Annotated in this window: 17 protein-coding genes; 12 read left to right on the top strand and 5 right to left on the bottom strand. The window is 56.0% G+C overall.

The window, feature by feature from the left end; all coding sequences use genetic code 11:
- The first annotated feature begins 45 nt into the window (after positions 1 to 45).
- Positions 46 to 1,344 carry a serine hydrolase domain-containing protein gene (locus GW579_RS03765; protein ID WP_420821536.1) on the top strand — a complete coding sequence of 433 codons (1,299 nt, stop codon included), beginning with the start codon at positions 46 to 48 and terminating at the stop codon, positions 1,342 to 1,344.
- Between the two features lie 71 nt (positions 1,345 to 1,415).
- On the opposite strand, the gene ychF is transcribed toward GW579_RS03765, so the two are convergent.
- A complete protein-coding gene (gene ychF / locus GW579_RS03760) occupies positions 1,416 to 2,507 on the bottom strand; it encodes a redox-regulated ATPase YchF (protein WP_101079643.1) in 1,092 nt (363 codons plus the stop codon).
- A 230-nt stretch (positions 2,508 to 2,737) separates the two neighbouring features.
- Here ychF and GW579_RS03755 point away from each other — a divergent pair, with 230 nt between their 5' ends.
- From GW579_RS03755 to GW579_RS03715, 9 genes are all read left to right on the top strand, one after another.
- Positions 2,738 to 4,219 carry a SulP family inorganic anion transporter gene (locus GW579_RS03755; RefSeq protein ID WP_165057628.1) on the top strand — a complete coding sequence of 494 codons (1,482 nt, stop codon included), beginning with the start codon at positions 2,738 to 2,740 and terminating at the stop codon, positions 4,217 to 4,219.
- Between the two features lie 268 nt (positions 4,220 to 4,487).
- A complete protein-coding gene (locus GW579_RS03750; RefSeq protein ID WP_165057626.1) occupies positions 4,488 to 6,011 on the top strand; it encodes a sodium:solute symporter family protein in 1,524 nt (507 codons plus the stop codon).
- Positions 6,012 to 6,050: 39 nt separating this feature from the next.
- On the top strand, positions 6,051 to 6,827 hold the full coding sequence (locus GW579_RS03745) for a glucosamine-6-phosphate deaminase (RefSeq protein ID WP_165057624.1): 777 nt from the start codon (positions 6,051 to 6,053) through the stop codon (positions 6,825 to 6,827).
- Positions 6,820 to 8,004, top strand: a complete 1,185-nt coding sequence (locus GW579_RS03740) for an N-acetylglucosamine-6-phosphate deacetylase (protein ID WP_165057622.1) — start codon at positions 6,820 to 6,822, stop codon at positions 8,002 to 8,004. Before GW579_RS03745 ends, GW579_RS03740 begins: the two co-directional genes overlap by 8 nt.
- Before the next feature lie 40 nt (positions 8,005 to 8,044).
- Positions 8,045 to 9,181 (top strand): ROK family transcriptional regulator, encoded by a 1,137-nt coding sequence (locus GW579_RS03735; RefSeq protein ID WP_165057620.1) that lies wholly within the window; start codon positions 8,045 to 8,047, stop codon positions 9,179 to 9,181.
- 206 nt (positions 9,182 to 9,387) lie between these two features.
- Positions 9,388 to 11,346, top strand: a complete 1,959-nt coding sequence (locus GW579_RS03730; RefSeq protein WP_165057618.1) for an SPFH domain-containing protein — start codon at positions 9,388 to 9,390, stop codon at positions 11,344 to 11,346.
- Positions 11,343 to 12,380 carry a protease modulator HflC gene (hflC, locus tag GW579_RS03725; RefSeq protein ID WP_152326299.1) on the top strand — a complete coding sequence of 346 codons (1,038 nt, stop codon included), beginning with the start codon at positions 11,343 to 11,345 and terminating at the stop codon, positions 12,378 to 12,380. The genes GW579_RS03730 and hflC overlap by 4 nt, the downstream gene beginning before the upstream one ends.
- Entirely contained in the window at positions 12,377 to 13,420 is a 1,044-nt protein-coding gene (hflK, locus tag GW579_RS03720; RefSeq protein ID WP_165057617.1) for a protease modulator HflK, read from the top strand. The genes hflC and hflK overlap by 4 nt, the downstream gene beginning before the upstream one ends.
- 12 nt (positions 13,421 to 13,432) lie before the next feature.
- A complete protein-coding gene (locus tag GW579_RS03715) occupies positions 13,433 to 15,346 on the top strand; it encodes a heavy metal translocating P-type ATPase (protein ID WP_165057615.1) in 1,914 nt (637 codons plus the stop codon).
- Between the two features lie 72 nt (positions 15,347 to 15,418).
- On the opposite strand, the gene pth is transcribed toward GW579_RS03715, so the two are convergent.
- Positions 15,419 to 16,009, bottom strand: coding sequence for an aminoacyl-tRNA hydrolase (pth, locus tag GW579_RS03710; protein WP_192938081.1), 591 nt, complete (start codon positions 16,007 to 16,009; stop codon positions 15,419 to 15,421).
- A 291-nt stretch (positions 16,010 to 16,300) separates the two neighbouring features.
- Between pth and ychH the strand changes: the two genes are divergently transcribed.
- Positions 16,301 to 16,579 carry a stress-induced protein YchH gene (gene ychH, locus GW579_RS03705; protein ID WP_152326296.1) on the top strand — a complete coding sequence of 93 codons (279 nt, stop codon included), beginning with the start codon at positions 16,301 to 16,303 and terminating at the stop codon, positions 16,577 to 16,579.
- A gap of 114 nt (positions 16,580 to 16,693) precedes the next feature.
- On the opposite strand, the gene prs is transcribed toward ychH, so the two are convergent.
- The 3 genes from prs to lolB form a co-directional block, all read right to left on the bottom strand.
- On the bottom strand, positions 16,694 to 17,641 hold the full coding sequence (gene prs / locus GW579_RS03700) for a ribose-phosphate diphosphokinase (RefSeq protein ID WP_013575591.1): 948 nt from the start codon (positions 17,639 to 17,641) through the stop codon (positions 16,694 to 16,696).
- A gap of 167 nt (positions 17,642 to 17,808) precedes the next feature.
- Positions 17,809 to 18,672: a 4-(cytidine 5'-diphospho)-2-C-methyl-D-erythritol kinase gene (ispE, locus tag GW579_RS03695; protein ID WP_165057613.1), complete on the bottom strand. Its 864-nt coding sequence runs from the start codon at positions 18,670 to 18,672 to the stop codon at positions 17,809 to 17,811.
- A gap of 1 nt (position 18,673) precedes the next feature.
- On the bottom strand, positions 18,674 to 19,297 hold the full coding sequence (gene lolB / locus GW579_RS03690) for a lipoprotein insertase outer membrane protein LolB (RefSeq protein ID WP_152326294.1): 624 nt from the start codon (positions 19,295 to 19,297) through the stop codon (positions 18,674 to 18,676).
- 279 nt (positions 19,298 to 19,576) lie between these two features.
- Here lolB and hemA point away from each other — a divergent pair, with 279 nt between their 5' ends.
- Entirely contained in the window at positions 19,577 to 20,839 is a 1,263-nt protein-coding gene (gene hemA / locus GW579_RS03685) for a glutamyl-tRNA reductase (RefSeq protein ID WP_152326293.1), read from the top strand.
- Positions 20,840 to 20,842 lie beyond the last annotated feature (3 nt).

Raw genomic sequence — 20,842 nt, 5'->3', positions numbered from 1 at the left:
AGGAGTCATTCAATGAAAAACAGACAAACCTTTCTTCCGGCGGTAATGAAACCTCTGGTGCTGGCCGTGGCTTTGGGTTCCACCTGGTCATTTGTGCCCTCCGCGCTGGCGGAATCCGCGCAAAATTGTGACGGTGTGATGCTCAGCAGTTGCCCGACGCCGCAGGACAAAACGCTGCCTGACCCGAAAGATATGCTGAACTGGGATCAGACCGCGCGCGTCATCGGATTTCGTAATGACTACCGCAATTATGCGGGCGATGTGTTTAAGCACGGTCAGTCCACGCCGTTTCTGCGGGCGGATAAGCCGCTGAAAGAAGCCACGTACAGCGTCAGGGGGAAAACGTATACGTTGCAGGATTACCTCAAACGCCAGAATGCCACCGGAATGCTGGTGCTGAAAAACGGCAAGGTAGCTTATAAATATCTGGGCGAAGGCAATACTGACCAGACACTGTGGACATCGCGTTCTGTGGGGAAATCCGTGGTTTCAACGCTGGTGGGGATTGCGATTAAAGAAGGGAAAATCAGTTCTCTGGATGACCTCGTCACGCGTTATGAGCCTGACCTGAAAGGCACGGCCTGGGATGGCGTCACACTAAAACAACTTATTCAGCATACCTCCGGCGTGGCGTGGAATGAGGACTACACAAACCCGCATTCCGATTTTGCCAATCTCACGCAATGTGAGGCCAGACCGGGAACCTATGACTGTGTGCGTAAAATTATTGTTGGCCTGAAGCGTGCGCATCCGGCCGGGCAGTCATGGTCTTACTCCTCCGGCGGCGCGTGGTTACTGGGCGATGTGCTGGAAAAGGCCACCGGAATGCCGCTGGCCGCCTACCTGCAACAGTCCATCTGGCAACCTTACGGCATGGCGAACGATGGTGTCTGGCACTCCTATGAACCGGGAAAACACGATGTCGGCGCACACGGGTTTAATGCCACACTGGAAGACTGGGGACGCTTTGGCGAGTTTGTGATGGGCGGCGGACGTCTGCCGGATGGCAAGAAAATCCTGCCTGAAAACTGGATTGAGCAGGCAGGTAACTGGACAAAAGCAGAAAATTCCGTGTCGGCGGCCCATCCGGACGGCCTTTATGGGTTTGAATGGTGGAATAATGAAGTGCCTGTCAATGCTACAAATGTCATCCCGGCACCTTCGGATTCACTGAAAGGATCGCTGTGGGCGTTAGGGATTTATGGCCAGATTATTATGGTCAACCCGGCTGAGGATCTGGTGATTGTTCAGTGGTCGACATGGCCAAAAGCAGAGCCTGATTTCAGCGCTCAGCCTCTTGAGGCATCGCTCATGTTCAGCGCCATTGCAGAAAAACTTCGCTGAGATTTATTGCGCGAATGAGAATAAAAAAATCCACGCAAGGGCGTGGATTTTTAATTGCAGCAGGGAAGAGATCAGACGTTGAACAGGAAGTTCATCACGTCGCCATCTTTGACAATGTACTCTTTGCCTTCAGAACGCATTTTGCCGGCTTCTTTCGCGCCTTGCTCACCTTTGTAGGTGATGAAGTCTTCGAACGCGATGGTTTGTGCGCGGATGAAGCCTTTCTCGAAGTCGGTGTGGATTTTACCTGCGGCCTGTGGCGCGGTAGCACCGACAGGGATCGTCCATGCACGCACTTCTTTCACGCCAGCGGTGAAGTAGGTTTGCAGGTTCAGCAGCTCGTAACCGGCGCGGATCACGCGGTTCAGGCCCGGCTCTTCTATGCCTAACTCGGCCATGAATTCTTCACGGTCAGCGTCGTCCAGCTCGGCGATATCAGATTCAACCGCGGCGCAAACGGCAACGACAACAGAACCTTCAGCATCCGCGATTTTACGCACAACGTCGAGGTACGGGTTATTTTCAAAACCGTCTTCGTTAACGTTGGCGATGTACATGGTCGGTTTAAGCGTCAGGAAGCTCAGATAACGGATGGCCGCTTTGTCTTCTTCGGTCAGATCCAGCGCGCGCAGCATGCCCGCGTTTTCGAGCTGTGGCAGACATTTTTCCAGCGCAGCCAGTTCAGCTTTGGCATCTTTGTCGCCGCCTTTGGCACGTTTCTGTACACGGTGAATGGCGCGTTCGCAGGTATCCAGGTCAGACAACGCCAGTTCGGTGTTGATGACATCGATGTCGTCAGCCGGATCCACTTTGTTGTTAACGTGAATGATGTTGTCGTTTTCGAAACAACGCACAACGTGGCCAATCGCTTCGGTTTCACGAATGTTGGTCAGGAACTGGTTGCCCAGACCTTCACCTTTGGATGCGCCTTTTACCAGACCGGCGATGTCCACGAATTCCATGGTAGTCGGCAGGATACGCTGTGGTTTTACGATCTCGGCCAGCTGGTCAAGACGCGGATCGGGCATTGGCACGACGCCGGTGTTAGGTTCGATGGTGCAGAACGGGAAATTTGCTGCTTCGATACCCGCTTTGGTCAGCGCATTGAACAGAGTGGATTTACCGACGTTCGGCAGGCCGACGATACCGCATTTGAATCCCATGTTTTTCTCACCTTAATATCTTAATTATCAAGCAATTAAACGTAATTGCGCGATGTAATGACCATAATTCCCCGCATTATACACGAGAACGGCATTTTTCTCGATCCGGTTGTGATCGCGATGAACAGTCGCTACATCATTGACCGGATTGATTAAACCTTGCCTCGTTCCGGCCATTTTTAGATACTTGTCACAATTTTTTAACTGACAGGAAGTAAACCGGATGTCTTATGTTTAGCCCGCGTGGTCTTAAGTTGTCGGAAGTGAAGAACGAAACGCTGGCAGGATTTGTTGTTGCGGTGTCGATGATCCCCGAGGCCGTCGGGTTTTCGCTGGTGGCGGGGCTTTCGCCAATTGTCGGCTTGCACACAGCTTTTATCATCGGGCTGGTGACCGCGCTGTTTGGCGGCAAACCGGGTATGGTGTCGGGCGCAGCGGGCTCCATCGTGGTGGTGCTGATGAGTCTGGCAGCGCAGCACGGTATGGGATACGTGCTGTGGGCGACGATATTTGCCGGTGTGATTCAGATTCTGATTGGCGTATTCCGGCTCGGTAAGTTTATCCGGCTGGTGCCGCTGCCTGCGGTACACGGGTTTGTGAACGGGCTGGCGATTGTCATTATGCTGGCGCAGCTCCACATGATTGCCGGGCAGGGGCCGCTGATGTATATGCTGGTGCTGCTGGCGATCCTGGTCGTCGTGCTGTTCCCGAAACTGACCAAAATCATTCCGTCTTCGCTGGCGGCGCTGATTGTGGTTTCCGCCGTGGCAATTGGATTTAACCTGCACACGCTGCGGGTCGGGGATCTGGCGGATATCTCCGGTGCATTGCCGCACTTCAGCCTGCCGGTCGTGCCGTTCAGCCTGGAAATGCTGAAAGTGGTGCTGCCTTATGCGGTAGTGATTGCGCTGGTCGGGCTGATTGAATCGCTGCTGACCATGACGGTGCTCGATGAAATGGGCGGCCAGAAAGGCAACGGTAATCGCGAAAGCATCGCGCAGGGTGCGGGCAATACGATTTGCGGTCTGTTCGGCTGTTTCGCCGGTTGTGCGATGATCGGACAGTCGATCATAAACTTCACGTCGGGCGGGCGCGGGCGAATTTCCGGCACGGTCGGCGCGATTTTGCTGATTCTGTTTGTGGTGAGTCTGTCCGGTTACATCGGGCTGCTGCCGGTCGCGGCGCTGGCCGGGATTATGCTGGTGGTTTGCTACAACACGTTCGAATGGAGTTCTTTACGCCGTCTGCGACGGATGCCGAAAGCCGATGCGCTGGTGATGCTGATTGTCACCGTCATTACGATTTTCACCGATCTGGCGGTTGCGGTCATCAGCGGTGTGATTATCTCGGCGCTGGTTTTTGCCTGGCAACAGGCTCGCATCCGCATCCGCGAGAAGAAAACCAAGGGCGCGCTGACGGTGTATAAGCTGGAAGGGCCGTTGTTCTTTGGCTCGGCGGCGTCGTTTTCAGAACTGTTTGAACCGCAGAATGATACGCAAAACGTGGTGCTGGATTTTGCCGGTACGCGGGTGATGGATTCGAGCGGCGTCGAGGCGATTGATAAGCTGACCACGCGGTATCTGGAGGCCGGAAAGACAATACGCCTGCGCCATCTGAGCAACGACTGCGTAAGCCTGCTGAAAAAAGCGGGGCCGTTTTGCAGCCATGAACTGGATGACCCGCAGTATTATGTCGCGGAAGATAACCTCTGACATTCAACAGGTGCCGCTCAAAACGGCACCTTTTTTATTTTGGCTCTGGCACTTTGTCCGGCTCACCGCGTTTTACCGATCTCCGTCTCATCCATAAGAAAGTCCTATAACTCACTCATAAATATCGAAAAGAACCGTGATCTTGTTCACGTTTTGTTCGCATTTCATCATGCTAGGGTTTATTTAGTCCTTAGTTAGGATTAATTAAAAAACCCGGCAAGTTTTCCCGCCGGACTTCGACAACGCAAGATTGCCACCGGAGTTAACGATGAACGGGATAGACTATTTTGTCATGGCGCTGTACGCGCTGATGATTGTGATGACCACGCTGTGGGCCATGCGGCGCGTGGGTAACACCAGGGATTTTTTTGCAGCCGGGGGCAAAATGCCCTGGTGGCTTTCAGGGATTTCACACCATATGTCAGGATACAGCGCGGCGGTTTTTGTCGCCTACGCCGCTGTGGCCTATAAGTACGGGCTGACTATTTATTTCTGGTGGGCGTTCCCGATTTCAATTGCGGTTTTCATCGGGTCAGTCATTTTTGCGCCACGCTGGGCGCGACTGCGCATTCATATGAATATCGAATCGCCAATGGAATATCTCGCCACACGATATAACGTGCCGACGCAGCAGATTCTGGCGTGGAGCGGGGTGTTTCTGAAAACCTTCGACGTGGGCGCTAAATGGGCGGCGATCGCCATTATCATTAATGTGTTTACCGGGCTGGATCCGCTGGTCGGGATCGCGATTTCCGGGGTGTTGTGCCTGTTTTATACCGTGCTCGGCGGCTTATGGGCCGACGCCTGTAACGACTTCGGGCAGTTTATCGTCCAGTTTATTGCCGCGATTGTAATGGTGGTGGCCGTGGCCTTTCATCTGGGCGGATTCAGCAACCTGCTGACCATCTGGGACCGGCTTCCCGCAGGTCATACGGACATTGTGGCCGGGCCGTATTCGATGGGCTTTATCCTGGCGTATTTCATTATTTATACCCTGAGCTACAACGGTGGTACCTGGAATTTAGCGCAGCGTTTTATCGCCTCTCCGCGTGGAAAGGACGCCCGCAAAGCCGCGTTGCTGTCTTCCGCGCTGTATCTGGTCTGGCCGCTGATTTTGTTCTATCCGATGTGGGCCGCGCCGTTGTTATTCCCGGATATCGCCGACCCCTCTCAGTCTTATTCCATCATGGCGATGCAGTTGCTGCCCAACGGCCTGATCGGGCTGGTGCTGGTGGCGATGTTTACGCACACGTTGTCGATGACGTCCTCGGATTCCAACGCGATCACGGCCGTCGTCACCCGCGATATTTTGCCGGTATTGCTGCCGAAACGCTTTGGTCAGGGACAATCTTCGCTGCTGGTGGCGCGCGTCACGGTGGTGTTGTTTATCCTCACCACGTTGCTGATTGCCGTAAATGCCAGCCGTTTTGGCGGGGTGTTGTCGCTGCTGATTGTCTGGTTCGGCGGGCTGGTCGGGCCGATTTCTATCCCGATGCTGCTGGGGCTGTTGCCGTGGTTCCGTAAATGCGGATCGGCGGCGGCGATTACGTCATGGGCAGCCGGTGTTTCGGCCTTCTTCCTGGTGAAATTCGTCGTTCCGGACATGAGTACGGCTCAGGTCGTCGCCATACCGGTGCTGTTATCACTGGCGGTCTTTGTCCTTGGCGGTTTACTTCGCCGCCGCCCGGTCAGCGCGGAGGTTGATGTATTACTGAATGCGCTTAATCAGGATCAGGCAGAGGAGTTGCCTGCGCCGGAAGTCGCTTCCGCTTATCAGACCGAATCCCGGTAACCAGAATCACGTTAAATAAATAACAAAGCAGGTTTTACTATGACATCACCACTGTACGTTACGCAGGCGGGACGCCTGAATGTTGAAGTCTTCACCCGTCGCGAAGACATGGGGCAAGCCGCTGCCCGCGATGCAGCGGAACATTTGCGGCAACGTCTTCAGCAACAGGCGCGCGTGCGGATTATTTTCGCCGCCGCGCCGTCACAGAATGAGTTCCTGGCGCATCTGGCGCAGGCCGCAGATATTGACTGGCCGCGGGTGGACGCGTTTCACATGGACGAATATGTCGGGTTGCCGGAAAATTCTCCGGCGCTATTCAGCCATTATCTGACGGAGCATTTGTTCGATATCGTCAGGCCGGGCGCGGTTTACAAAATTCCTGCGGCGGGTGAACCGGTGCAAAACTGCGCGGAATATGCCCGCCTGCTGCAACAGGCTCCGGTGGATATGGTCTGCCTGGGAATCGGGGAGAACGGGCATTTAGCTTTTAACGATCCGCCGGTGGCGAATTTTGACGATCCGCTGCCGATGAAAATCGTTGAGCTGGATGGGGTATGCCGTCAGCAACAGGTGAACGATGGCTGTTTTCCGTCGCTGAACGATGTGCCGGTGCATGCACTGACGCTGACAATCCCGACGCTGATGGCGGCGGCACGATTATTTTGCATGGTGCCCGGCAAGAATAAGCATCAGGCGATTAAGCAGACGCTGACCGCACCGCCGTCGGCGGCCTGTCCGGCGACGGTGCTTCGCACGCATCCGGCCTGCACGTTGTATACCGATATCGCGGGTTTCGGGGAGTTAGCGGATGAGTGAAATCACGTTACGCGGCAGGGATTATCGTACACAACAGCCGGTTGAGATTGTGGCGCATAACGGCAATATCAGCCAGATTCGCCCGGTAACGGGTGGTGACAATCTGCCGCTGATCGCACCGGGTCTGGTGGATTTACAGGTCAATGGTTACGGTGGCGCTGACTTTAACAGTTTTCCTTTCAGCGTCGGTTCCGTTAAGCAGGTGGTGCAGGCGCTGTGGCAGCAGGGCGTAACGACGTTTATGCCGACGGTGATCACCAACGGCGCAGATGAAATTACGGAAATGGTCAGCACGCTGGCGGCGGCTTGCCGCGAGTTTCCGTCCGTCGGGGCATCGGTTGCCGGTATTCATCTGGAAGGCCCTTTTTTATCCGCGCAGGACGGCCCGCGCGGCGCACATAACCAAGCGCATATTCAGGCCCCTGATTATGCTTTATTTCAGCGCTGGCAGACGGCGGCGGACGGACGGATCCGCCTGATCACTCTGTCGCCGGAATGGCCAAATGCGGACGATTTTATTCGCCAGTGTGTCGCGGATAATGTGGTGGTATCCATCGGCCATACCGCCGCCAGCGCAGAACAAATTGCCTCGGCGGTGAAAGCGGGCGCGCAGATGTCGACGCATCTGGGGAACGGTGCGCATCTGACGTTGCCGCGGCATCCGAACTACATCTGGGAGCAGCTGGCGCAGGATGATCTGTGGTGCGCGATGATTGCCGACGGCGAACACCTGCCGCTCTCCGTGCTGAAAACCTTTATACGGGCTAAAAATGGCAGGGCGCTGCTGGTCAGTGATGTCACCAGCCACGCCGGAATGCCGCCGGGACATTATCATTCGCATATCGGCGGGGATGTGGTGCTGAGCCCTGAAGGACGGCTGTCGATGGCGAACAATCCGGCGCTGCTGGCCGGTTCGGTTCAGGGGCTGTTATACGGCGTCAACACGCTGCTAAAAAATGGCATCGTTCCGCTGCCGGAAGCGGTTCAGATGGCGTCAGTCCGGCCAGCTTCCCGGCTGAATCTTCCGGTCGCTCAGGGGCTTATTCCCGGTGCACCGCTGGATGCCATTCTTCTGCGCGAGGATGAAAGTCACGCACTCCGGCTGCTGGCGACGTACAAAAACGGGGCGGAAGTCTGGCGGGTGAATAGGTTGACGGGCGGATCCTCAGTCATGTAATAATGCGACGCTACGGTGTAACGCGATGGAAAGTCATGACATGAAAGACTCAGGCAAAGGACCCGCGCTGCTGCGCCAGTACAATGAAAAGCGTGTACTGGCTTATCTCCGCCAGCAGAAAATCAGCTCCCGTCTGGATATTTCCCGGGCGCTGGCGTTAAGTAAAAACACCATTTCCCTGATTGTTGATGACCTGCTGGCGCTGGGCTACGTGGAAGAACAGGGCGTGGCGCAGACCAGCAGTATCGGACGTCCGAAAATTCACATTGCGCTGAACCCGTCGTCAATTAAAGCCGCAGGCATCATGATCGAGCGCCAGAGTCTTCACTGGATGGTCTGTGATTATTTCTCGCAGACCATTGATGAAAAAACCTTTTCCCTCGACACCTCCCAACCGCAGTCCGTGTTGGCGGAAATCATGCGCCATTGTCAGCAGCTACAGCAGGCGTGGCCCGGTCTGGTCGGCATTGGTGTCGGTTTTCCCGGCATCATCGACCATCAGCAGGGCATTTTGCATGTGTCCTCGCATCTGGGCTGGGGCGAAGTCAACCTGCAACCTTTACTGACCTGTGCAGATAACGTGCCGGTCAGCGTCTGGAATAACGTCAAAGCGGCGGCGCTGATTGCCCGCGAAGGCGAAAGCGCCAATGACAATGATGCCCGTTTTTATCTGCGAATTGGCGAAGGGATTGGCGGCGCGCTGTTAACCGGACATGGCGTATATTCCGGCGGAAGCTGGACGGCGGGCGAGGTCGGCCATTTAGCGGTACTGCCTGACGGGCCGTTATGTTCATGTGGTCAGCGGGGCTGTCTGGAATCCCTGATCGGCCTTTCGGCCATCAACCGGCAACTGGAACAGCGTCAGCCGGGGCTGAACTGGGATAACCGCCAGCAGTCGGCTGAAATTGTGAATGAGGTGATGTCGCAGGCAGGGCAACTTCTGGGTAAAGCGCTGAGCCAGATTATTCATTTAATGAATCCGAAAACGTTGCTGATTGATTGCCCCTATAACGTTCATCCTTTATTTGTTGAAAATACGCTGGCCGCAGCGCAGCAATTTACGCTGACGTTTCCGTTCAGTCGCACGCAAATCACCTTTGTTACCGAACGGTTCAATCCCGCGCGTGGCCTGGCGCTGGCGATGTTCCGGCGTTTTGAATCCGTCTCCCTTACGTAATCCCTTCAGACACCAAACCGCCGACAGCGGCTGCGCCTGGCAACCGGCGTGCCGTAAGATAATCGCTTACATTTAGTGGCAAAAAAGCGGCTAAATTCATATCGCCGAAAATTCTGTAATGTTATACGGTTACGCTCGGTTAATTCGACACAAACTGGCGCACAGCCAGCATGGCGGATTATTTTTTCTCCTCTGCCGGAGCGGACATGATTCTAAATAAAGCATCAGGAACGGACGATGCCAGCAGGCAGCTGCGCTTTCAGTCCGCCGCTTCCCACACGCGCTGGCTGAGCGGGCTGATCCACGCCGTGATGGTGATCAGCAGCGTGTTGTATCTGATATTGCTGATGTTGTATCTGGTCACGCCGGAGTCGGTCTGGCCGTGGGTGGTCGGGAATATCATGGCGGCGATGTGGGTTTGCGCTGCCTCGCTGCAATGCGCCCGGCGCATTACCCGCTGGCGCGAGCAACAGTTTGCCTCCCGTAACGGCCTGGCCGGGCCGCAAATTCCCCCCGGATTTTCTCAGCGTCTGGCCTCCCGCGCGTGGATGCGCCCGATATTACGCTATGTCGATGCGCACGTTTTCTTTCAGGCACTTCCCGCATTAGCCGCTTTGCTGCTCATCGCGCTGCTGTGGCAGTTGCCGTTACCGGTCAATGAAACCGGGAATACGGGCTATTTCGCCGGTTCTTTCTTTATTCTTTGCGCCTTCGCCGTGCTGGTGCTTGAGCGTCACTGGACGTTAAAAAATCCGCAGGAATGGCCGGAAGCGGCAAAACTGGCACCGCTGATGCGCATGTTAATTGGCGTCTTTTTGCTGACGGCGCTGGCCCTGATGTTTGCGCGAGGAACCGCGGTATGGCCCGCACACCTGCTGGTGCTCACCGGATTGTTACCGGCGCTGGTGGCGCTGGAGCTTTTCCTGCGGGCGCTGATCGCGGTATTTTCACCGCCGAGAGAAGACAAAGAGCCGGAGTTTATTGCGGGCAGCCTGCTGGCGGCGCAACTCTGCTGGCCGCCGCGTCCGCTGCAATTTGTGCAAAACGAACTGCATCAGCACTTTGGTATCGATCTCCGCCAGATTTGGGCGTTCCGCTTTATGCGTCGCGCGCTGTTGCCGCTCGGCGCAATCCTCCTGCTGACCGGCTGGCTGCTGACGGGAATCAGCGAGGTGCCGCTGACCCAGCGCGGGATCTATGAATCCTTCGGCAAACCGGTGGCCGTCAGACAGCCCGGTTTACATGCCGGGCTGCCGTGGCCTTTTGGCCGCACGCTGATGGTGGATAATGGCGAAGTGCATGAACTCACCACAGGTTCAGAAGAACCGCTAACCGCCACACCCGCCGCGGTGGCAGACACAGCTGAAGGTCCCGCGCCGGAAAGCGCGAACCGGTTATGGGATTCCGGCCACAGCAGCGACAAATCACAAATCATCGCCAGCGCAGCGAATGACAGGCAAAGTTTTCAAATCATGAATATGGACGTCCGCTTCGTGTACCGCATCGCCATGAATGATGACGCGGCGATGGCGAGCCTGTATCACACCGAAAATATGACGGTGCTGATCCGCAGTATTGCCAATCAGGTGCTGGTGCATGATTTCTCCTCGCGCACGCTCGACAGCCTGCTGGGTAGCGATCAGACCCGTCTGGCCGGAGATATCGGGCAAAAAGTGCAGGCGCAGCTTGATCATCTCAACAGCGGGGTGGAACTGCTGGCGACGGTAATCGAGTCGATCCATCCGCCTGCGGGGGCGGCGGACGCTTATCACGGCGTGCAGGCGGCACAAATTCTGGCGCAAAGTGCGATTGCCGGTGAGAAAGGTCAGGCCGCACAGCAACTGAATGCCGCGCAGCAATTTGCCGGGCTGGCGCAGGATGCGGCCACCGCACAAAGCCATGAAAATCTGGATCAGGCGCAGGTCATGGCGCTCTCCTTTAACGCCGAAAATCAGGCGTATCAGACCGGAGGACAGGCGTTCCTGACCGAACGCTATTTCAGCCGTCTGACGCTGGCCATGCAGCAACATCCGAAGGTGTTGATTGTCGATCATCGCATGGGGGGCGGGACGCCGCCGGTGCTGGATCTGAGAAATTTTACCCTGCCATTTACGCCCGGAGCGGATAAAGCGGCGCATTCTGTCAAAGCGGAGACTACCCGGTGAGTGATTCCCAACAACCTGAAGGCCACGGACACGATCACGACGCGCACCACGGGCATCATCACGGTGCCGGTCATCACCATCATTATTCCGGCCCCGCGGCGCCCAAACTCTGGCGACGGGTCACGATTGCCACCGTCCTGGTGGCGTTGATTGCCGCCACGGCCTGTCTGGTGCAGGTGCGTTCCGGCGAAGCCATGGTGATCACGCGCTTTGGCAATCCGGTGCGCGTACTGTTGCAACCGGGGCTGGCGTGGCATCTGCCGGTTCCGCTGGAAACGGCGATCCCGGTGGATTTGCGTATCCGTACCACTTCCAGCGGTTTGCAGGATGTTGGCACGCGCGACGGGCTGCGGATCATCGTTCAGGCTTATACCGTCTGGCAGGTGAAAAACGATCCTCAGCACGTGCAGCGTTTTATCCGCGCGGTACAAAATCAGCCGGATATGGCGGCTGCGCAGATACGGACGTTTATCGGCTCGGCGCTGGAAACGACCACCAGCGGTTTTGCGCTGGCTGACCTGGTGAACACCGACGCCAGCAAAATCCGGCTTTCCGGTTTTGAGCAACATCTGCATGACCAGATCGCCCGCCAGCTGCTCGACAGCTACGGCATCGAACTGGTGCAGGTTGGCGTTGAGCGGCTGACGCTGCCGTCAGTGACCTTAGATGCCACCGTTGACCGCATGCGGGCTGAGCGGGAAACCATTGCTACCGAGCGCTCTGCCGAAGGCAAGCGTCAGGCGGCTGAAATCCGGTCTTCCGCTGAACGTGACGCCCGCGTTATTAAGGCGGATGCCTCAGTCAATGCGGCCAATATCGAAGCGCAGGCACAGGTGCAGAGTGCGGCAATCTACGCCAGGGCCCGCGCCGGTAATCCTGAACTCTACGATCTGCTGCGCTCGCTCGACACGCTGAGCAGCGTCATCACGCCGGGCACGCAACTGGTGCTGGGCACCGATGCGGCACCGTTCCGCCAGCTGGTCGAAGGCCCGCCGGCATTACCCGCTGCCCCGGCTAACGGAACGCGCCCATGAATCCGTTATCCCGTTTTCAGGGAAATGCGTGGTTTCAGGCGGGGCGTCTGGCGTATCTGGCGCTGTTCGCCATGACGCTGATTGCTGCGGCGAGCTGGCTGTTTTCCAACGTCCGGCAGATAGAGCCGGACAAGCGCGCGGTGGTGATGCGGTTTGGTGCCGTTTCGCGCACGGCGGGAGCCGGGCTGTTGCTGGCATGGCCGGAACCGCTGGAACAGGTTGAAATCTTACCCGCGGCCGATCGGGTGATCGAACATCATGTCACCGCCTTGCTGAGAACCGACATTGTGCCCGCATGGAACAATACCGGTGGCGAGAAAAGTGATGCCGTCGCCGGTGCGGGATATTTACTGACCGGAGATTCCGGCGTGGTTCAGCTGGATGTACAGGTGTACTACGTGATAACCGATCCGGTGGCATTTGTGCTGCAAGGCGAACACGTGTTACCGGCGCTTGACCGTTTAACCGGGCATGCGGCGGTGGCGATTTGTGCCTCACGGGATCTCGACACCATTCTGGTCGCCCGGCCGGAAATAGCTGGCAACGGCAGCAATATCGCCGAACGCCGCGAACGGCTGCGCGGCGATTTGCGTCAGGGCATAAATCAGCAACTGGCGGCGCTGAGCGCGGGCGGGAGCAGTACCGGTATCGAAGTCCGCCGCGTTGACGTGCAGTCGTCCCTGCCACCGGCAGCAGTGGATGCGTTCAATGCGGTGCTGACGGCCAGCCAGCAGGCGGATCAAAACATCGCCAGCGCCAGTAATGAGGCGGCGCGTGTTCATCAGGACGCCGTTCAGTCGGCAGACCGCGCTTTACAGGTTTCCCATGCCAGAGCCAGCGAGCAGATTGCCCGGGCGTCCACAGATACCGCGACCATAGTACAGCTGGCCGGCGACCATTCGCCGGAATTGCTGTGGCGTTTGTGGCGTGAACGGATGCCTGCGATCCTCGCGCATGCCGGCAGCGTCACTGCTGTTGATCCCCACGACGACGCGCATCTGATCCTGCCGGGGCCAGACCGTCCGACATCTCAACCCTGAGGTATTGCTTCCGTGACTTCTTTTTCCTCTGAAGAACCGTACACGTCGCCCGCAAAAAGCGTGCTGTTAACGCGCCATGAACAGCGAAATATGGCGGTGCAGCTTTTGCTGGCGATGGCCGCATTTGGTCTGTTGCTGTGCGGCTGGCTCTGGCAGTGGCTGTATCCGCAGCAAAGCGACGTCGGGCAAATTCTGTTTGGCGTGGCGTCACTGCTGGTCGCGGTGCCGGTGCTGCGTTCGGCAATTTACAGCTTACGCAGCCCCAGTCTGCACGGCGTGACCGATCAGCTGATTGCCATCGCGATGCTGGGGGCGTGGGCAACTGGCGACCTGATGACCGCCGCATTGTTGCCGGGCATTATGATTTTTGGTCATATTCTGGAAGAGCGTAGCGTGATCGGCTCGCAGGAAGCCATTGATGCGCTGAGCCATCTGACGCGCAGCCGCGCCCGGCGGATTTTGCCTGACGGTGAAATTGAAGAAATCGATAACCACCAGCTGCGAACCGGCGACCGGGTTGAAGTCCGCGCTGGTGACCGGTTGCCTGCCGATGGCCGTGTGTTATCCGGCAGCGCCAGTCTGGATACTGCGCCGATCACCGGCGAATCCGTGCCACAGGAAGCCCGCGCAGGCGATGACGTTTTCGGCGGGGCCATTAATCTCGACGGATTACTCAACGTTGAAGTCACGCGCACCGGCGCGGACGCTACGCTGGGTAAAGTGATTGCGCTGATGCAAAAAGCCGAACACGCCAAACCGCCGATCACCCGTTTGCTCGAACGCTATGCCGGGCAATATCTGGTGCTTATTTTGCTGATTGCCGCCGCGACCTGGTTTATCACGCGTGATGCCCATGCCATGCTGGCGGTACTGGTGGCGGCCTGTCCGTGCGCGCTGGTGCTTTCCGCGCCCGCCACGGCCATTGCCGGGATCGCGGTGGCGGCGCGTCACGGGATCCTGATCCGCAGCTCCGCATTTCTGGAAGAACTGGCGGACCTGAACGCCATCGTGGTCGATAAAACCGGCACGCTGACGCACGGTGAACTGCATTTGCAGCGCACGGTGCTGGCCGCAGAGGCGTCTTCGGATGCGGTGTTCCGGCTGGCGGCCAGCCTGGGTGCGGCGAGCAGCCATCCGGTCAGCCGTGCGCTGGCAAAATTACTGCCGCGTGAACAATATTTACCGCTGGACGACGTGTCAGAACAGCAGGGCATGGGCGTCCGTGCGCGTACCGCACAGGGCGACGCGCTGTTAGGGCGCCCGGCATTTTTCAGCCAGAACAATATCCCGGTGAATGACGAACCTGAACACGACGGGCCGCTGGTCGGGCTGGCACTTAACGGGCGTTTTCTCGGCTGGCTGCTGCTGGCCGATTCGCTCAGGCCGGAGGCGCAAATGGCGCTGGCTGAACTGCGTCAGCTTGGGCTGCAAAGACAACTTTTGCTGACCGGCGATCGCGCCAGCGTAGCCAACCGTATTGCCGGAGAACTGGGCATCGGTGATGTCGTTGCGCAGGCGTTACCGGAAGATAAACTGCATCAGGTTTCAGCCGAAATCGCACAAGGGTTCCGGCCAATGGTGGTCGGGGACGGAATCAATGATTCTCTGGCGTTAAAAGCGGGCGTGGTGGGCATTGCAATGGGGGCGGGTGGCAGCGATATTGCGCTGGCTTCCGCCGACGTGGTGCTGATCGGCAGCGATCTGCGGCGTCTCGGGACTTGCGTTCGGCTGAGCCGTGCCTGCCGTAAGACGCTCAAAATCAATGTTTTCATCGGGCTGGGCTGGACGCTGGTAGTGATGGCAGCGGCGGCTATGGGGTTACTCGGCGTGGCCGGTGTACTGATTGCCGCTTTATTGCATAACCTGAGTACCTTGCTGGTGCTGGGCAATGCCGGACGCTTACTGCGGTTTGACGAGCCCCTGTAAGTCAGTCAGTGAAAATTAAAACGGGCGCAAAAGTAGCGCCCGTCAGCAGGAATAGCGGTCAGCCTGTGCGGATTAAAGTTCGGCTTTAAACGTGTGCAGACGACGCATGGTTTTTTCCAAACCGTCTTTCATCAGCAATTCAGTGCAGCGCAGTGATTCATCAATCGCATCATCAATCAGCTTCTGTTCACTGGCTGGCGGCTTGCCCAGGACAAATCCCACCACTTTGCTTTTATCGCCCGGATGGCCGATGCCAATGCGCAGACGGTAGAAATTCGGATTACCGCCGAATTTGCTTTGAATATCTTTCAGGCCATTGTGGCCGCCGTTGCCGCCGCCAAGCTTAATTTTCGCCATGCCCGGCGGGATATCCAGTTCATCGTGCGCGACCAGAATTTCGTCCGGCTCAATGCGGTAGAACTGCGCCATCGCCAGAACGGCTTTACCGCTCAGGTTCATGAAGGTGGTCGGCACCAGCAAACGAACGTCCTGACCTGCCAGGGATAAACGCGCGGTATAGCCAAAAAACTTACTTTCTTCTTTTAACTGCTGGTTGTGCTGGCGGGCCAGAAGATCAACATACCAGGCGCCCGCGTTGTGGCGGGTTTGGGCATATTCGGCTCCGGGATTGGCCAGCCCGACGATCAATTTAATGCTGCTCACGGTTTTCGCTTCTTAATCGGGTGAGGTTTAGCGGGGTAGTTTACCTGTCCGTTTTCGCTGTGCCAAATATCCGGCCACGTTATTCGGTTAAATGGGGTCGTTTCTGAATAGTTTCCAAAGTTAATTATTAACTCTCCGAATGTATCTGACTGGAAAACGTAAAGAATTGTCATCTAATGTTCTCTGTCTGTGATCGTGACCGCAAAGTGAACCGGATGGGACGTCTATAGTTAAGGCAGGAAATGACAAGACAGCAATGATGCTAAGACTATCGACAACCGGAGGTGACAGATGAAACGTAAAACCGCAATGAGACTGGGCAATGCCCTGATGGGACTCGGTTTGCTCACAATGGTCGGTGGCGTTGGTTATTCCATTTTAAATCAATTGCCTGAACTGGGATTACCGCAGTTTATGGCTCACGGTGCTGTCGGCAGTATTTTCATCGGGGCTATTTTGTGGCTGGCCGGTGCCAGAGTCGGCGGGCGCGAACGCGTTGCAGATCGCTACTGGTGGGTGCGTCACTACGACTCACGGTGTTCAAACAGTAAGACACATCGCCATTCCTGATTAAACGGCCTGAAAAGAAAAAACCGTTGTCGCTCACGCTTCAACGGTTTTTTGCATTTCTGAATCAGTCAGTTTTTACAGAAAACAAAACGCCCCTGAAAAGGGGCGTTGTGATTAATGCTCGAACATTGCAGAAATGGATTCTTCATTGCTGATGCGGCGGATAGCCTCAGCCAGCATGCCTGACAGGGTCAGGGTGCGTACTTTTTTCAGTGCGCGGATTTCTGCGGACAGCGGAATGGTGTCGCATACAATCACTTCGTCGATGACGGAGTTTTTGATGTTTTCCACTGCGTTGCCGGAGAAAATTGGGTGAGTTGCGTAAGCGAATACGCGCTTAGCACCGCGTTCTTTCAGTGCTTCAGCGGCTTTACACAAGGTGCCACCGGTGTCGATCATGTCATCAACCAGCACACAGTCACGGCCCGCGACGTCACCGATGATGTGCATCACCTGAGAAACGTTGGCACGTGGACGGCGTTTATCGATGATAGCCATGTCGGTATCGTTAAGCAGTTTCGCCACGGCACGGGCACGAACAACGCCGCCGATATCCGGGGAAACAACGATTGGGTTTTCCAGATTTTGTTGCAGCATATCTTCGAGCAGGATAGGGCTGCCGAAAACGTTGTCTACTGGTACATCAAAGAAGCCCTGAATCTGCTCTGCGTGCAGGTCAACGGTCAGAACGCGGTCAACACCGACGCTGGACAGGAAGTCAGCCACAACTTTCGCGGTGATTGGCACACGGGCAGAACGCACCCGGCGATCCTGACGTGCATAGCCGAAATAAGGAATAACGGCTGTGATACGACCAGCGGAGGCGCGGCGTAAGGCATCAACCATGACGACCAGTTCCATCAGGTTATCGTTAGTAGGCGCGCAGGTGGACTGGATAATGAAAATATCTCCGCCACGTACATTTTCGTTAATTTGCACACTTACTTCACCGTCGCTGAAACGACTGACGGCGGCGTCACCAAGGCTGGTGTATAAACGGTTGGCAATACGTTGTGCTAGTTCCGGGGTGGCGTTACCAGCAAAAAGCTTCATATCAGGCACGAGAAGAACCTCAGGCTTGCGTCCAGGGAAGACATTGGCTTTTGGCACCACCGGGCGGTGAGCGGTACCAAAGCATTATGCTCACGATACTTCTAAATCTTACTGCTTAAACAAAAACCGGTGAATAATTCGCTGGCAAAGAACAGACACATAGCCGCTGTGACTCTCTACGCTTTGCCCGCAGTTCTCAACCCGGCTTCGCGAAAACGGTGTAACGGTGAAACGTTGACACCGCGTGCAACAAAACCCCGACTCCATGCCGGGATTTCATTTAAAACCTGACGGGCTTCGGATTCGGTGTCGAATTCGGCAAACACACAAGCACCTGTTCCGGTCAGTCGCGACGGCGCGTATTCTAACAGCCAAGAAAGTAGCTGTTCAACCTCGTAAAAACGTTTTCTCGCAATCGGTTCGCAATCATTTGCGTAAGGCGTGTTCAAAAGCACATTTACAGGGCGTTTTGGTGTATTTCTGGTCAGTTCCGGATCGCCGAAAATTACCGGGGTCGGAATGTGAACACCGGGATGAACTACCAGGAACCATTTTTCGTCCGGTGTGACCGGCTGCAAGATTTCACCAATGCCTTCGGCAAACGCGGCAAAACCCATCACAAATACCGGCACGTCCGCGCCCAGCGTGATGCCGAGTTCGGCCAGTTCCGTATCTGTCAGCCCGCAATTCCACAAGGTGTTCAGGGCAATCAGAACGGTTGCGGCGTTAGAGGAGCCGCCACCCAGGCCGCCGCCCATCGGGATCTGCTTTTGCAGGGAAATATCTGCGCCAAGCGGGTTTCCCGTGTGTTTCTGCAAAAGACGAGCGGCGCGCACCACCAGATTTTCGTCGTCTGAAACGCCTTCAACCGGGGTGGTCAGGGCGATAACGCCGTCGGTGCGCACATTAAAACTCAGGCTGTCGCCGTAATCGAGAAACTGAAACAGCGTCTGCAAATCATGGTAGCCGTTGGGGCGCTGCCCGGTGATATAAAGGAACAAATTGAGTTTAGCCGGAGACGGCCACAATTGCTGCGTCATCTCAGTTTAATGTCCAGTTATCCATTTTCAGCTTGATGCGCTGTTCGCCCTGGGTCATTTCCAGACGTTGCGGCAGGGACGGTTTGGCGTCGTCGTCATAGGCCTGATACACCACGGTGCCGCTCTGACCATTCTGGCTGAACTTAACCTGGGAGAGACGATACTGGCTGTCGAGGGTGAAATCAGTGCCATCACCCGGCAGGCCAAGCATCCACAAACGCAGGTTGGACAGCGGAATCGACATGCCGGTCAGCTTACGGATCATGTCGTCAGGATTGTCGCTGGTGTAATGCTTTCCTTCGTTATTGGTCAGTTGCGCGATACCACTTTGCACTTTCAGCTCCATTTCGGTGCTGCCAAGCGGATTGGTCAGCAGCAGACGGTAGCTTTCCGGGGAGTATTGTTGCCAGAAGAAGCGGGCGTAGACTTTCTGTTTATCGGAAATGTAAGCGAAAGAGCCGCGGGTCTGATAATGCTCGAGTTGTTTGACCTGAGCTTCATGTTCACGCCATTGCGGAGACGTCGGGCTGGTCGCCGGACCTTTCGGCGCATTAATCGAACACGCAGCAAGCACTAGACTTGCCAGAGGGAGGAGGCGAACAAAATGTGTTTTACGCATTGGCATAACAGGTTAAATCCTTTGTGCTTTGGCGGCGGTGGCTTTTATAAACAGAAAAGGGGCCAGTCAAATACGGCGTGCGCTAGTTTAGCACAGCCAGCGCATCGGGTGATCGGCACCCGGTACAGATGATCGACGATCGGAGAGTTTTGGGACAATACTGATTTGTAAATGGATTTAACGTTAGATGCTGTACGGCTTTTATTGATCCCGCGCATCTTGTAGAATGCGCAGCAGACGTAAACCCATACTATTATAAAGTATAAGTCGATAATCGCTTCCCATATGACCCTGCTTGCATTAGGTATCAACCACAAAACCGCCCCGGTGTCTCTGCGTGAACGGGTAACATTTTCACCCGAGACTCTTAATCAGGCGCTCTCCAGTCTGCTCCAGCAACCGCTGGTGCAGGGCGGAGTCGTGTTGTCTACCTGTAACCGTACGGAGCTCTATCTGAGCGTCGAACAACAGGAAAACCTGCAAGAACAGCTGGTTAAATGGTTATGCGATTATCATCATCTCAGTGAAGATGAAGTCCGTAAAAGCTTGTACTGGCACCATGATAATGACGCCGTCAGCCATCTGATGCGCGTGGCGAGCGGGCTGGATTCGCTGGTATTGGGCGAACCGCAGATCCTCGGGCAGGTCAAAAAAGCCTTCGCCGAATCGCAAAATGGCCGTGCCGTTTCCGGCGAACTGGAACGTCTGTTCCAGAAATCCTTCTCCGTTGCCAAGCGTGTCCGCACTGAAACGGATATCGGCGCAAGTGCTGTTTCCGTCGCTTTCGCCGCCTGTACGCTGGCGCGCCAGATTTTCGAATCCCTTTCTGATGTGAATGTGTTGCTGGTCGGTGCGGGTGAAACTATCGAACTGGTGGCGCGTCATCTGCATCAGCACAATGTCCGTCATATGATGATTGCGAACCGTACCCGCGAACGTGCGCAGGCGCTGGCAACGGAAGTTAACGCGGAAGTAATCAGTTTGCAGGATATTGATTCCCGTCTGGCCGAAGCCGACATTATTATCAGTTCTACCGCCAGCCCGCTGCCGATTATCGGCAAAGGGATGGTGGAACGAGCGCTCAAAGCGCGCCGTAATCAGCCGATGCTGATGGTCGATATCGCCGTTCCGCGTGATATCGAACCGGAAGTCGGTAAGCTTGCCAACGCGTATTTATACAGCGTTGATGACCTGCACAGCATTATTCAAAACAATCTTGCCCAGCGTAAAGCCGCTGCGATTCAGGCGGAAACCATCGTTGAGCAGGAAAGCTCAAACTTCATGGCCTGGCTGCGTTCGCAGGGAGCCGTTGAAATTATTCGTGATTATCGCTCACGTGCTGATATTATTCGCGCCGACGCACAAGCAAAAGCCTTAGCCGCCATCGCGCAGGGCGCTGACGTCGAAGCGGTGATCCAGGAATTAGCCCACAAATTGACCAATCGCCTTATTCACGCGCCAACCCGTTCTCTGCAACAGGCAGCCAGCGACGGTGATGTGGAGCGTTTGCAAATTTTACGCGACAGCCTCGGGCTGGATCAGCAGTAATTC

Origin of the sequence: Rahnella contaminans (assembly GCF_011065485.1) — a bacterium.
Lineage (GTDB): Bacteria > Pseudomonadota > Gammaproteobacteria > Enterobacterales > Enterobacteriaceae > Rahnella > Rahnella contaminans.
This window is presented reverse-complemented; position numbering and strand designations above follow the sequence as displayed.